The 13845-nt window shown below is 70.0% G+C and carries 12 protein-coding genes and 1 pseudogene; 3 read left to right on the top strand and 10 right to left on the bottom strand.

The features are described from left to right. The first annotated feature begins 123 nt into the window (after positions 1–123). The 3 genes from P3T35_RS27910 (at position 124) to P3T35_RS27900 (ending at position 1553) form a co-directional block, all read left to right on the top strand. Complete coding sequence (locus P3T35_RS27910; protein WP_280708222.1) at positions 124–249, top strand: hypothetical protein; 126 nt, start codon at positions 124–126, stop codon at positions 247–249. Beyond that, positions 228–359 (top strand): hypothetical protein, encoded by a 132-nt coding sequence (locus P3T35_RS27905; RefSeq protein WP_280708220.1) that lies wholly within the window; start codon positions 228–230, stop codon positions 357–359. The genes P3T35_RS27910 and P3T35_RS27905 overlap by 22 nt, the downstream gene beginning before the upstream one ends. Positions 360–995: 636 nt before the next feature. Beyond that, complete coding sequence (locus tag P3T35_RS27900; protein ID WP_143676700.1) at positions 996–1553, top strand: hypothetical protein; 558 nt, start codon at positions 996–998, stop codon at positions 1551–1553. A 1486-nt stretch (positions 1554–3039) separates the two neighbouring features. Here P3T35_RS27900 and P3T35_RS27895 read toward each other — a convergent pair. The 10 genes and pseudogenes from P3T35_RS27895 to P3T35_RS27850 all read right to left on the bottom strand — a co-directional run. Beyond that, positions 3040–3768, bottom strand: coding sequence for a hypothetical protein (locus P3T35_RS27895; RefSeq protein ID WP_143676699.1), 729 nt, complete (start codon positions 3766–3768; stop codon positions 3040–3042). 135 nt (positions 3769–3903) lie between these two features. After that, positions 3904–5964 (bottom strand): serine/threonine-protein kinase, encoded by a 2061-nt coding sequence (locus P3T35_RS27890; protein WP_101378632.1) that lies wholly within the window; start codon positions 5962–5964, stop codon positions 3904–3906. Positions 5965–6127: 163 nt separating this feature from the next. Then, positions 6128–6603: pseudogene (locus P3T35_RS27885) on the bottom strand (AAA-associated domain-containing protein). A gap of 651 nt (positions 6604–7254) precedes the next feature. Then, entirely contained in the window at positions 7255–7776 is a 522-nt protein-coding gene (locus P3T35_RS27880) for a TerD family protein (protein WP_101378630.1), read from the bottom strand. Between the two features lie 154 nt (positions 7777–7930). Then, entirely contained in the window at positions 7931–8062 is a 132-nt protein-coding gene (locus P3T35_RS27875) for a hypothetical protein (RefSeq protein WP_280708217.1), read from the bottom strand. A gap of 24 nt (positions 8063–8086) precedes the next feature. Next, entirely contained in the window at positions 8087–8257 is a 171-nt protein-coding gene (locus tag P3T35_RS27870) for a hypothetical protein (protein WP_218976625.1), read from the bottom strand. 131 nt (positions 8258–8388) lie between these two features. Further along, a complete protein-coding gene (locus P3T35_RS27865) occupies positions 8389–9756 on the bottom strand; it encodes a hypothetical protein (protein ID WP_101378629.1) in 1368 nt (455 codons plus the stop codon). Positions 9757–10201: 445 nt separating this feature from the next. Then, positions 10202–10879 carry a response regulator gene (locus P3T35_RS27860; RefSeq protein ID WP_101378628.1) on the bottom strand — a complete coding sequence of 226 codons (678 nt, stop codon included), beginning with the start codon at positions 10877–10879 and terminating at the stop codon, positions 10202–10204. Positions 10880–10904: 25 nt separating this feature from the next. Continuing rightward, on the bottom strand, positions 10905–13457 hold the full coding sequence (locus tag P3T35_RS27855) for an ATP-binding protein (protein ID WP_101378627.1): 2553 nt from the start codon (positions 13455–13457) through the stop codon (positions 10905–10907). Positions 13458–13632: 175 nt separating this feature from the next. Further along, positions 13633–13845 (bottom strand): potassium-transporting ATPase subunit C (locus tag P3T35_RS27850; protein ID WP_280708213.1); only part of this gene is annotated, 213 nt, incomplete at its 5' end.

The following is a 13845-nucleotide window of genomic DNA, read 5'->3' as shown; positions in this document are numbered from 1 at the left end:
GCCGGAAGGCTGAACTCATGATTGACGAAGCCTTGATGCCCGTCGTGCATTGCAGCCGTGACCAGTGCCCTAGGGTCGAGACCTGACTGGGCATCAGTCGATCGACCGGGAGGTGCGCGGGGCATGGGAGACGGGCGGATCGTCGTCGAGCTGCCGGATCTGGAGCGGCTGGCCAAGGGCCCGGACGCCTCAGCACCGAGTACCTGGAGCAGTGGGCGGACCGGGGGATGGTCGCGGGTGCCGCGCTGAAGGAGCTCTCGTTCAGCGACCCGCTCATGGTGCTGCGACGGCAGCCGCGGTTCGCGTACGCGGGGCCGGGCGCGCCCGACGCGGCCGGGATCGAGAACCGGATCCGGTAGGCGTTCGGCTGACGGTGGGGAGAAGCGCTATGGGCTGGTCCGGCTACGCCCTGTGGCTCGGGGCCGTGTCCTTCGTGGTTCTGAGCAACCTGTGGTGGCTTTGGGAAAAGGCCAGGATGCGACGCCTGCGGCGACGGCGCACGGGGGTTCCGGAGGCGGAGCAACTCGCCGAGTTGGCAGCCGAACTGGCCGCGGTCGCGGTGTTGGGCTCCGGCGGCCGGCGCCTGGCGGTGCAGCGGGCGAAGTACCCGGCGCTGACCACCGAGCAGGCACGCTCGCTGGTTGGAGCGGCGTGGGCGGGCGAGTGCTGGGGTGTGATCTCGGAGGTAGTCGTGGGGCGTCGTCCGGGAGTGCTCGTCCAGCCGGTGAGCATGGAGGGTGCCGGCGGCTGCAGCGATCGACCGGACCTCGAAAAGCTCGCGCGGAGCGGTGGCTTTGTCATGACCTTCCAGCTTGGCCATGAATTGCTACTGGACGGTGCGTCGGATGGAAGATGTGATCGACGCCGGTGGGGCGGAGGTCTAACCTCCAGCTGTGCCGATACCCGAGAACACTGCGCCAATCCCCGCTCTGGGCGGGAACTCCGCCACTCTTGTACGGCTGGCGCGGTGGCGCACCCGCTCCCGTGTCTGTGCCGTGATCGATTTGGCCGCCGGAGCGGGCGGCGCCGCTCTGCTGCTCCTTGCTGCGGTCGACAGCCTGGCCTCCTGGCCCTCGAACCGGGTGATGCTCTCCCATGACGATCTGTCAGACTTCGCGGGCGCGACCCTCATCCCGCTCTGGTTCTGGCTCATCGCGTCGCTCGCGCTGGTCGTGGGTGTGAGTAGACCCAGGCGCGGCAAGGAGGAGCGGGCCGCGCGACGCGCGGCCGAGAAGCAGATCTGGGGTGCCATGTTCCCGCACCGGCGGGTGCGGATCGGGCTCGGCATCGTCGCCCTTCTCTGCCTCGGCGTAGTGGTCGGCGGGTTCGCCGTCGGCGGCTCGAAGGGCAGCGCGCGAATGCTGACCGGCCCGAGGTACCAGGTGTCGGTGCCGAACCTCAACCGCTCCGACTGGACCGACGTCCCGCGCGAGCAGTACGACCGTTGGCAGGCCGAGTTCGTCCGGGAGGACGGGTTCTTCACCTTCTTCGGCCTCTTCCTGACCGGCGGCAGCCTCGGGCTGCGCCAACTCCACCGCCGGCCGCCCCGCTAGCGGTGGCTTGTCACGCGGCCTTGGCCGGGTAATGGGTCCAGGTACGGATGGGTGAGTCGGGGGCGAAGTTGTCTTCGGTTCGGCGCGTGCGTTGTGCCAGCGGACGTAGGCACCGATGGCGGCGTTCTGCTCGTCGTGGCTGCGGTGGTCGGTGCCGTTGAGAGCGAAGTAGCGAAGCGCCGCGACCTCGGGCTCGATCCAGTTCAGCCACGAGCCGTAGGTGGGCAGGAAGACCAACTCGACCTCGTTGTCCCCGGCCCAGGCCCGTACGTTCGGGTGCTTGTGCGGGGAGAAGTTGTCCAGCACGACGTACAACTTCTCCTCGGGCCAGCGGGCCCGCAGGGCCTTGAGCAGGCTGAAGTTCCCCCGCCACCGCTTTGCTTGCGGATTCGATAGTAGATCTTGCCGGTGGCCAGGTCAAGGGCGGCGAGCATGTGCATCACGCCGTCGTAGCGGTTGTAGGTGGCCCTCAGCCGGCGCGGCGAACGCACGGGACACCAGGCCTTACCCTTGCGGGGCTGGAGGTTGAGCGGGCCGAACTCGTCCACGCACACCACCCGGCCGTCGACGAGCGGAGTGTCGTAGAGCTCCAGGACCCGGTGCATCTTGGTTGGCGGCGGTGTCGCCCGGCTCGTCCGACATCGGCCTTCGCTTTGGACAGGCCCAAACGCTCACAGTGGGGCGAGGGCCCGCACTTCGACCTGCCGCTGGTGGAAGGACCGCGTCTTGGGTCGCAGCCACTACCCACGGCACGAGTGACCCGCTGACCGTCACCTTTCCAGTAGGCCCGGGGGAAGGCGCAGATCGCGGGGACGGTACCTGTCGACCGTCCCCGCGATCGTTCGGTCTCGTGTTCGCGGCCCTACAACGTCCCGCCGAACCACTGCTGGTTGCGGAGGCCTGAGCAGCTCCAGGCGACCAGTGGCGTGCCGTTGTTGATGTTGCTTGCCGGTGAACGCGCTGCCGCTCGCGCGCCGCCGCACGTTCCTTCGCTGACTGCCCCGCCCGTGCCTTGGACCGCCTGTTCTGCACCATGCCCTGTTCTGCCTCGTTCTGAACTGACCGCGCCATCGGCCGCTGCGCCCGCCCTGTGGTGGAACCTGGCTGACTGCCAGAGCCGGAGCGTGCGTGCCGACACCGACACGATGATCTGTGGGTTGGGGTTCAGGAGCGAGATCCCGCGCTGAGCACGGCCCCTGGGAGTGGCGAACGCCCGTGCTCCGGACCGTTCGTCAGGTCCGGAGCACGAGCGTTCCGTGGTGGTTCAGCGAGTTCTATTGCGCTTCGTCCAACCAAGCGCGAGGAAAACCAGAGAAGCTGTGAAAGCCGCTCCGCCGAGAATGCTGGCATCGTTTCGGGTGGAGTCCCACTCCGCGATGAGGGCGACCAGTGCCGCCAATGCCAGGAGTCCGACGACGACCGCGGCTGCTACCTGTTTCATGGGGCCTACCTTCGTCCGATCCGTTGAGTTCGCCCGGGGAAGTGCTTACCCGAAGGGGTTGCAGACGAAGCCCCCCGCCCCGATGGTCCCCAGCCAGTAGATGATGGTCCACCCGTCCCGGTGCTGGCAGACCTGGATCCCGCCGGCGATGACGCCGAGCGCGGCGGCAACGGCTGCGGCGTAGTGGCCGCCGCCGAGCGCGGCCGCCAGGCCGGCGACACCGGCGCCGACCCAGAAACCACCCTCGACCTTGTTGGTCAGCCACGAGTCCAGGCCGACCTCGATGCCGTACCAGTGCGTCTTGATGTAGCCGTCGTGGCCGCGCCAGGTCGTCATCGGGATCGGGTGCTGGCCGCCGCCGGTCGACTGCCCGACACTCTCCAGGAGACCATCGCTGGGAACCGCGACTCCGTCCGGCGACATTTCGAGCTTGCCGCTCTTGATGTTGGCGTTGACCTGTGCCATGAACGACTGGAGCTGCTCCAGCTGCGCGGCGGGCACCTTCTTCAGCACCGACGCCGGGGCGTCGATGGAGTACCCGGACTTGGAGAAGGTGACATAGTCGTTGAGCACGTGGAGCGGGCTGGACTGCGGAGCGAGCTCGCCGGCCGGGAGATGGTCGCCTGCCCCCGATCCGTGCAGCGCGGCCGTGCCGACCTGGGCCTGCTGCGAGTTGGTCGCCGCCGAAGCCACGGGCGTGATCGTCAGCAGCATGCCGGTGGCTGCGGCCAGCGCCGCCGCGCCCAGCGCGGCACGCCTCACAACACTCTTCAATTCAACCCCCATTGATGTTGCGCCAACAACTGGTTGGCGCAACATCAATAGTCACACCCGCCACACGCGTTGGCGAGTCAGGAGATCGTCAATTCGTCGAACTGGCGTACCTTGCACCGAGGCATACTCGACCCGTCAGGCCCCCTCGTCAGGATCCTCGCCCCGGAGCCGCGCCGTGAGTCCCTCCGCTATCGCTCGGGCCAACTCCTCCTGCCCCGTGTACCGCGCCACGCCCGGCGACACCTGCTCTGCCGTCAGGTCCTGCGTCCGTACCACCAGCACCGGCTGCCTGGCGAGGGTCTGGCCGTCGCCCGCCGGGGGCAGCAGGACTACGCTGAGTTCAGCCGCCCGGAATGAGTCGCCGATGTGGCCGGGCGGTATCGCCAGCGACAGGTGGAAGTCGCACGACGCGTTACCCGCAACGTCGATCGGGTACTCAACGGTGCCGGGGCCCACCGGAATCCCGCGATCGGTCAGGTCCTCGATGCCCGGTGCGATCTGTTTGAAGAACCCCACCCGAACGCCGGACGGCATGCTGATCCGCAGCGCGAGGTCACGGGCGAAGGCCTGGCGGGTGCCGTCGATGATCGAGGCCAAGTCGTGTGCCAGACTTCCCTGTTCCGTCGCTGCGGCTGGTTCGGCGACGATGTCCAGGGTGCCGCTCAGTGCACTGGCGACCGATCTCAGCTGGCTCACCTTCCAGTTGGTGCCGATCCCACGCGCATGGCAGGTGAAGCGGCCCGCCGAGGAGGCGAGGGCCGCTGCCAGTTCCTCGGCACTCTCGGCGGCAGCGTCCTGGTCCGCCAACAGGATCGCGGTGCGCACCGTGTCGGCATGGGCGGCGAACAGCCGGTCGGCGAGCCGGATCCAGCGTCCGAACGCCGCCGCTCCGACGGGCTCCAGCTGCCCCAGGGCGGCGCGTGCCTCGGCCTTCGTCACCGCGTTCGCCCGGACCAGCCGCATGCTGTCCGGATACAGCATCCGCGCGTACTCCGAGCCGGCCACCACAGCGAAGGAGACGCCGTCGTCCAGGCCGTCGATCGCCTCGGCGACACCGCGCCTGACGGCCAGGAAGTCGGCGTCGGGCAGGTCTGCGGAGAGTCCGAGCAGCAGCACGAGCGAGCGCGGTGCCGCAGCCGCCAAGTCCGGTGAGCCGGCATCCGTTCCGCTCACTGTCAGGATGGCGTTGGCCTCGGCGGCGTCCGGCGGCAGGTGCTCGTTCTGGAACACCTCGAGGCCGATCCCTGAGGCGGCCGGCGTGGAAGGCCACCCGGGTTCGGTTCTGACCGTCGGCTCGTGTGCGGCGGTCGACACCGGGCCTGGCCGGGGTCCGAGGGGCGCACTGCCGGACCGGGGTCGTCCCAGGCGCCGGAGTTGGTCCGCGACGGCCCCGGCGTACCTAGGCCGCGCTGCGGGGTCCTTGCCGAGTAGCGCCGAGACGAGTTGCTGCAGAGCGTCCGGGAGCCCGGGGCGCCGCGAGGCCAGCGGCGGTGGCGGTGTGTGAAGGTGAGCCAGCATCACTGCTCGGTAGTCCCCGTAGGCCGAGAACGGTGGGCTCCCGGTGAGCAGCGCGAACAGCACGCAGCCCAGGGCGTACAGGTCCGCCCGCCCGTCGACCCGTTGCCCCAGGCACTGCTCAGGAGCCATGTACGCGGGCGTGCCCATGAGGTCGCCCTCCCGGGTGAGGTCGGAGTCGGCCCGCACGAATCCCGCGAGTCCGAAGTCGCACACCTTGACCCGGCCACCGGCGACCAGCATGAGGTTGGCGGGTTTGATGTCCCGATGGACGATGTCCGCCTGGTGCGCGTACGACAGCGCGTCGGCGACCTGCGCGGCCAGGTCCACCGCCTGGTCCACGGGCAGCGGGGATTCCCGCGCTCTGAGCACCGCGCGCAGGTCCCGGCCCTCGAGCAGTTCCATCACCAGGTGGAGCTGCCCGTCCTGAGCCCCGCTGTCGAAGACCTGGGTGATGCCTGGATGCTGGAGCCGCGCGGTGACCCTGGCCTCGCGACGGAACCGGTCCAGGAGCTCGCCGTCGACGGCCGTATGGGTGGAAAGGAACTTGATCGCAACGTGGCGGTCGAGTCTGGCGTCGTGGGCCCGCCAGACCTCGCCCATCCCACCGCGCCCGAGTAGCTTCTCCAGCCGGTACCGGCCAACGATGTGAATCCCGGCAGCGTTCAAGACCCCCCGCATTCCGCCCGCTTCCTCGGATCCCGGAGGCCACGGGCCAGCTGATGCCGCAGCACGACTGTACTGCGGCCCGAGATCCTGGAAGGGCCTCAAGACCGAGCTTCGGCAGCGGCAACCCGGCCGTCACACCTCACGACTCCTGCGCCACCACTACTGAGACCGGTGGTCATCGGTGGGTGGCAGCCTCGACGGTCAGTTCGAGGCGGCCCTCGGCCCTGTCGTACTCGAAGAGCTCACCGTAGCGGCCCCAGTCGATGGCGGTGTCGAGCTGGCGGCGGGCGTCCTCATCGGAGAAGCCCCGGTGGAGCAGGTCCAGCAACAGCCCCTCGCGCAGCACGTGGTCTCCGGCCGCTGTGAGCGCCTGCACGATCGCACGGACCAGCGGCACGTGACTGGGGCGTGCCGGGCGAAGAGCTGCTTGCTGGTAAGGATGCCGGCGCCCGCGAACTCCCGGCCGACCGGAGTGAAGGCGATCCGCGGGCCGGCGGTGCGGGCAAGGTCCAACACGACCGCCGCGTCAACCAGCGGCAGCAGGTCGTCCACCTCGAAGCTGAGCTCGTCGGCGAGTTCGGCCAGGCCGTCCTCGCCGTCCCGTGCGGCGAGGATCTCCAGCAGGCCGGAGAGGCCGCCGGGACTGGCCATCGGCAGCGGTGCACCGGTGGGGGGCGGGGGCGCCGAGCACGGTGGAGACGGCCGCGCCGCCCTTGCTGTCGCCGACCGCGTCGGTGGGAGTCTGCTCGCGGCCGGTCAGGATGCCGTAGACGGTGTCGACGGGAGCCTCGAACGCGGGGTCGCGCCGGTCGCGCGGGCGTGGCAGCGAGACCGGGAGCTCTGCCTTGATCCGCCCCGGATCGGAGGACAGCACGAGGATCCGGTCGGGGGGAGCAGGATCCCTAACAGCATCTGTACGGTGGTCTCGCCGACGTCGGCTGCGTGGCCCGCTTCGGTCCGGCCACGGTTCGGGGCACCGCTGCAGGCGGCGTCCACGGTGTGCGGGCCGGCGGTGGGCGTGGCGATGCTGTCGGAGACCGCCGGCCCAGCCGTGGTGTCGACCGCCACCGCGCTGCCGCGCCGGGTGCCGTCGACTTGGCGGGTGACCGTGCCGTCGGCCGGTACCAGTACGACAGTTGCGGTGAACTCGACCGGCCGGCCGAACACCGAGGGGTGGGCGGAGGAAGCGAGTACCGAGAACTCGGGAAGCCGCTTGTGTAGTTGCCGTCGCTGGTGAGGTGGAGGACGGCAATTGTCCCGTCGCCGACCAGCCACCGAGGGCAGGGCCCGGGTGCCGGCTCTCTAACTGCCCATGATCGTGGCGAAGGTCGCCGGATCGGCGTCGAAGCCGTGGACGCCGGCACGGAATCCCCAGGCTCCTGAGCCCTCGCGGACGAATTCCGCGACCCTCGCGGCCGTGGCGTCGCCGACGCCGGTGAAGTCCACCACCGCGAGGTCATCGTGCCCGGTCCGGATCCGTACGGCGGGATGGGCTATGTCTGCGAAGGTCAGCCGGCCGGTGTGCTGCTGGATGGCGACGCCCACGACCACCCGGAGGTAGCGGTCGGCCAGGCGGTCGAGCTCCAGGACCAGGCGCTCGTCGACACCGAGGCCCTTGCCGTCGCGGCTGTCCCTGCTGAGCGTGATCGTGCCGTCGGGAGAGCGGCTGTCGAAATGCACCAGGTAGGCGGGGGCACCGGACGGAGCGTCGGTGGTGTACGTCGCCGCGAGGAGGTCCAGGTCGTGGGGCGCCGAGCCCGCGGGACTCGGATCCCACAGCAGGCCCACTTCGACTCGTTCCAGGCCCTTGTTGAGACTGCTCACCGGACTCTCCGTTCGTCGGCACACCGTTCTCGATGGTGCCACCACAGGACGGACAGCAGTGGGCAACGGTTGGATAGTTACGTTAAATTGACATGGCGTCAGCCGCCAGACTCCGCAACCATGAGTTCGTTGGCCGCCCGCCCGTGGCGGAGCGTCAGGCGCCGGCCCGGTAGCGGTGCATGAGCGCGACGGCCATGGCGCCCTCGCCCACCCCCGATGCCACCCGTTTGATCGAGTGGGCCCGAACGTCACCGGCGGCGAAGACCCCGGGGGCGCTGGTCTCCAACAGGAAAGGGGTGCGCTCCAGGGGTCAGGACGCGGGCGGGTTTCCGGCACGCAGCAGGTCGGGCCCGGTGAGGACGAACCCATGCTCGTCACAGTCCACGACACCGTTCAGCCAGGCGGTACGCGGCCGTGCCCCGATGAACGTGAAGACGAACCTCGCCTCCTCCTCGGCCTCGGCGCCGGTCGAGGCGTACACGCCCGCCGCGAGTCCGGCCGGGCCGGCGCACGCTCGCGAGGTCGCCGCCCTCGACCATAGGGAGCGCGGACCACCTTTCCTCCCGTACCCGGGATCCACGAGATGCGAGCACCGCGGGAGCGGGCGGGCCGTCAGCGGAACTCCCGCAGCCGTGGGCGGACACCGAGTACGGTCAGGGCGAGGGCGGCCGCCAGGGTGAGGCCGCCGGCGAGGGTGACCCCGAGACCGAGATCGTCATCGGAGTCCGCGACCGCCCGGTCGAGAGCTCTCTGATTGATCGTCAGGACATCGTCCAGGGCGTGGCTGAGTTGGTCGAAGTCGGCATCGGACTGGCCAGGGGCGGTGCCGGTGTCGAAGGTGACCGCGTCCTTGAGCTTTCCCTGGTTGCGCAGGCCGCGGATCGTCCGGTCGTCCTTCTCGTACTGCTGGAAGGCGGTCAGGAGGCGTTCGGCGGCGGCTTGTTCGCCGGGGAAGGTGATGTTGTCGAGCTCGGTGCCCAGGTAGCCACCGAACGGGACGCTGCGGTGGTCGGCCCGGTGCTGGTCGGCGGCCTGGGCGAGCCTGTCGTCGTAGGTGCCGATCGTTGCGCCGTCGAGGCGGACGATGGACTGGCTCTTGTCGAGGAAGCTCTGCTCGTAGGCGGCGGCGCGGGCCGGGTCGGTGAGGTAGCGGCTCTCGTCGGCGTTCATGTCGTAGGCCACCGCGCGGGTGCGGCTGAGGGCTATGACGGAGTCGTAGGCGTTGCTCTTGGCGACGATGAGGTGGTTCTCGGCACGGGAAGCAAGGGTGAGGCCCGCGGTCGCGGTGATGACGGTGAGCAGCGTGACGGCGGCCAGCGGTGGGTTGATGATGCGGTGGAAGCGCACCGAGAGCAGACGCTGCAGCAGGACGAGGGTGGCCAGGGCGAGTCCGGTGGTAATGAGGATCCACCACCAGCCTCCGGAGATGGCGCTGCGCTGGGCCGTGTAGGTGCGGTCGACGGTGGCGGCGCTGGCGGCGGTGACCTGGTCGGCGGCCGGCAGGAGTTGCCGGCGGAGCAGGTCGGTGGCCTGGCGGTAGGCGGCGAGGGCGTCGGCGGGGGGCTGGCCGGCTGGGGCGTGGGCCTGGTCTTCGAGGAGCCGGGTGCGGGCGACGAGGGCCTCGTACTGGCCGAGTTGGTCGAGGACGGACTGGACGGCCCGCTGTCCGTTCGGGTCGCCGGCGGACGCTTCGGCGGCCTTCTGGAGGTCGCCGTCGGCCTGGGTGCGGCGCTGGTCGTAGGTTTCGAGGGTCTGTTGGCGCTGGGCGGCGTAGCCCGGGTCGGCGCCGAACAGGAGGAGGTTGGCGACCTGGGAGTCCATGTCGCTAAGGGCGAAGTACAGGTCCGCGGTACGGACGGCCTGCGGCGCGTCGCGGTGGCCGATGTCGTCGATGCCGCCCCGGGCGTCGCTGAGAACACCGGCGATCGCGGCGGCCGCCGCGAGGAGGGCGGCCAGGCAGACGCCGGTGAGACCGCGCACCAGGCGTGGGGTGTTCCACCAGGCCCGGTCCAGCGCAGCCGACCACCGTGCCCTGCCGGGCCGTTGGGCCCGGCCCGGAACGGGTTCCCCGGGGAACGGTGTGCGGGGGGCACGCGGCGCGGATACCGGACCGGTCGTACCGGGACGTGCCGCTTCAGGCAGCCTCGTCTTCCCAGGCCCGATCGTTCCGGCCGGTGTCCGCTCTCTCATTGCCGCGTGCTCCCCGTCACCTGACCGCCGGTGCTCCCAAGCCATTTCGGCACCGGCGGCAACAGCCCCGGTCCGGGCTCCCCCACGGAGCGGACCGGGCCTTGGTGATGAACCTATGAGCCGCAATGTCTGATGCCGGATTTCCTGACGGTATCTTCGCGCTGAGCAGGGCGGCTTTGACGTTTTCCTGATCCGCCCGACGCGGACTGACTAGCGTGTCAGACCGACAGCCCCCTCAGGGCCGGTAGCGGTAGCCCATACCTGGTTCGGTGAGCAAATGGCGGGGTCTGGTCGGGTTGGGTTCGAGCTTGCGGCGCAGTCCCGCGAAGTAGACGCGTAGGTAGTTGGTGCGGTGTTCCTGCTCGGGCCCCCAGACCTGTCGCAGGATCTCCCGGCCGGGCACCAGCTGACCGGGAGCGGCGAGCAGCACCTTGAGGATCTGCCACTCGGTCGGTGTGAGCCGAACGACGCCGTCCGGACCGGTGACGGTGCCCGCCACGAAGTCCACGGTGTGGTCGCCGATCGTTGCGGTCGGCGGTGGGCCGACTTCGGCGGCCGAGCGTCGGAGCGCCGCGCGTAGCCGGGCGAAGAGCTCCTCGACCTCGAACGGCTTGGTGAGGTAGTCATCGGCGCCCGCGTCCAGGGCCTGGATCTTGTCCTGGAGTCCGCTGCGGCCGGACAGGACGATGATCGGCACCGTCAGGGCGGAGCGCAGCCCGTGGATGACGTCGATGCCGTCGAAGTCCGGCAGACCCAGATCGAGCAGCACGGCGTCGGGTGGGGTGTGGCCGGCGGAGTCCAGGGCCTGCTGCCCGGTGCTGGCGGTGAGCACGGAGTAGTGCCGGGCGTGGAAGTTGATCCGCAGGGCTCGCAGCAGCCTGGGGTCGTCCTCCACCACCAGGATGTGGCTCACCGCCCTGTCTCCTCTCGGCTGGCGCTCACTGCTCCTCCTGCGCAGCCGGCGGCTCGGCGCTCTCCGCGGCGGCCGGGAGGACGAGGAGCATGGTGGTGCCGCCGCCGGGGGTGTCCTCGACGTCGAGGGTGCCGCCCATGGCCTCGGCCAGGCCACGGGAGAGGGCGAGTCCGAGACCGAGGCCGGTGGTGTTGTCGTTGTCGCCGAGGCGTTGGAAGGGTAGGAAGACCTGCTCGCGGTCCTCGGGGGCGATACCGGGGCCGCGGTCGATGACGCGGACCTCGACGCGGTCCTGGTGGTGGCTGGCGGTGACCAGTACGGGAGCGCCGGGGGCGTTGTGGCGCAGGGCATTGGTGATGACGTTGGCCAGGACCCGCTCCAGCAGTGGCGGGTCGGCCAGCACGGCCGGGACGGTGTCCAGGTCGAGCGGCTGGACGGCTGCATCGGGGCGGGTGAGGGAGTCCATGGCCCTCGCGAGGGCGTCGATCAGTTCGGTGGGAGCGAGGTGGAGGGTGAGAACACCGGCTTGGAGGCGGCTCATGTCGAGCAGGTTGTCGACCAGCCGGGTCAGCTTGACCAGCGACTCGTCGGCGAGGTCCAGGAGTTCGGTCTGGTCCTCGGGCGAGAACTCGACGTCGGAGCTGCGGAGGGAACCGATGGACGCGAGGGCGGCGGCGAGCGGGGTTCGCAGGTCGTGGCTGACCGCGGCCAGCAGCGCGGTGCGCATCTTGTCGGCAGCCTTGATCGGCTCTATCTCCGCTGCGACGGTGGCCAGTCGGTCGCGCTCCAGGGCGGCGGCGATGTGGGCGGCGAAGGCGGTCAGCACGCGCTGGTCGGAGGCGGGCAGCCGCCGACCGACCAGGACCATCAACGCGCCTGCGTTGACCGCGACTTCGCTGACGTCGTGGTCGCCGGCAGCTTCGCTGTCGCCGTCGCTGCGGGCGATGGCCTCGCCGGTGGTGCGGTTCAGCAGGGCGACGGAGTGCATGCCGAAAGCGGTGCGGGTCTTCTCCAGCAGCGCGGGTACGGCGTCGGCGCCGCGCAGCACGCTGCCGGCGAGCGTGGAGAGGGTCTCGGCCTCGGCGGTGGCGCGGGCGCCGCGGGCAGCCAGCCGGGAGGCGCGGTCGACCACGGAGGAGACGGTGAGTGCGACGGCGGCGAAGACCAGGAGGGCGACGATGTTGTTGGGCTGGTCGATGGTGAAGGTGTGGAGCGGCGGGATGAAGTAGTAATTGAGCAGCAGGGAGGCGATCAGCGAAGCGACCAGCGCGGAGACCGCGCCGCCGAGCAATGCCACGGCAACGACGCCGAGTTGGAAGATCAGCGCGTCGGTGGTGAGGTTGATGGCGTGCCGGAACAGGGACAGAAACACCGTCAGTAACACAGGCAGTGCGAGACCGGCGAGGTACCCGGCGATGGTGCGGCGCGGCGAGTGGCGACGGCCGAGGGAGGGCAGGCGGCCGCGCCCGGTGAACTCGTGGGTGACCATGTGGACGTCGATGTCTTCGGAGGCGTCCACGGTGGTCTCGCCGATGCCCGGGCCGGTGAGGAAGCGGTTGATCCGGCCGCGCCGGCTGGTGCCGAGGACCAGTTGGGTGGCGTGGTGGGCGCGGGCGAAGGAGAGCAGTGCGGTGGGGATGTCGTCGCCGACGACCACGTGGTAGATGCCGCCGAGGGATTCGACCAGCTGCCGCTGCTGGGCCAGCGCGCCGGGGGACGCGCCGGCGAGGCCGTCGCTTCGGGTGACGTGCACGGCCAGCAGTTCGCCGCCTGCGGTGCGGTCGGCGATCCGGGCGGCGCGGCGGATCAGGGTCTCGCCCTCCGGCCCGCCGGTGAGGGCGACCACCACCCGTTCGCGGGTCTCCCAGACCCGGTCGATGTTGTGCTCGGCACGGTAGTCGCGCAGGCCTTCGTCGACCCGGCCGGCCACCCAGAGCAGGGCGAGCTCCCGCAGCGCCGTCAGGTTCCCGACCCGGAAGTAGTTGGTGAGCGCGGCGTCCACCTTCTCGGCCTTGTAGACGTTGCCGTGAGCCATCCGTCGGCGCAGCGCTTGCGGGGCCATGTCGACGAGTTCGATCTGGTCGGCCCGGCGGACCACCTCGTCCGGCACGGTCTCCCGCTGCGGGGTGCCGGTGATCTTCTGGACCACGTCGTTGAGGCTCTCCAGGTGCTGGATGTTGACCGTGGTGATGACGTCGATTCCGGCGGCGAGCAGTTCCTCGACGTCCTGCCAGCGTTTGGCGTGGCTGCCGCCGGGGATGTTGGTGTGCGCGAGTTCGTCGACGAGTACCACTTGGGGCCGGCGGGTGAGGATCGCGTCGAGATCCATCTCCGGGAAGTCGGTGTCCCGGTAGCGGCGGGTGAGCCGCGGGATGAGCTCCAGGCCCTGGAGCAGGTTCTCGGTGTGCCGGCGGCCGTGGCACTCGATGAAGCCCACCACGACGTCCGTCCCGCGGTCCTGTCTGCGGTGGGCCTCGTCCAGCATTCGGTAGGTCTTGCCGACACCGGGGGCGGAACCGAGGTAGACCTTCAGCTGTCCCTGGCGCTTCAAGGAGCCGGGCGTGAGGTCACGGGACATGGGCGCTGCTCTTTCCTGCGACGGAGGCCGGACATGGGGTGGAGCGGTCGCCGGGATGCCGAGCAGGACGACGGGCTCCGCTCAGCGGACACGGCACATGGGCAACCGACCCGGGTGCAGGGTCTCCCCTTGCGCCCGGGTCGGTCGGATCACTGGTTGAACGGATGTGCGGTTGTCACTGGAGCTCGCTCAACGCCTTGTTGAGCAGCACCACGTTGACTCCCGGGGCACCGAGGAAGCCGAGGGAGCGGCCGTCGGTGTACTTGGAGATCAGCGTGTTCAGCTGATCGGCTGTCACCTTGCCACCGCGGGCCTGGACGACCCGGTTGACCTGCTCCTTGGCGTAGGCCGTCGAGATGTGCGGGTCGAGGCCGGAGCCGGAGGCGGT

Source organism: Kitasatospora sp. GP30 (assembly GCF_029892145.1).
In the GTDB taxonomy this organism is placed as follows: domain Bacteria; phylum Actinomycetota; class Actinomycetes; order Streptomycetales; family Streptomycetaceae; genus Kitasatospora; species Kitasatospora acidiphila.
Note: the sequence above shows the minus strand (reverse complement) of the source record. Positions and strands in the feature narration are given on the sequence as shown.

Excerpts from the sequence above, each read along its gene's own strand:
- P3T35_RS27910 (WP_280708222.1), top strand. The coding sequence starts at position 124 with ATGGGAGACGGGCGGATCGTCGTCGAGCTGCCGGATCTGGAGCGGCTG.
- P3T35_RS27905 (WP_280708220.1), top strand. The coding sequence starts at position 228 with ATGGTCGCGGGTGCCGCGCTGAAGGAGCTCTCGTTCAGCGACCCGCTC.
- P3T35_RS27890 (WP_101378632.1), bottom strand. The coding sequence starts at position 5,964 with ATGCGGGGGGTCTTGAACGCTGCCGGGATTCACATCGTTGGCCGGTAC.
- P3T35_RS27855 (WP_101378627.1), bottom strand. The coding sequence starts at position 13,457 with ATGTCCCGTGACCTCACGCCCGGCTCCTTGAAGCGCCAGGGACAGCTG.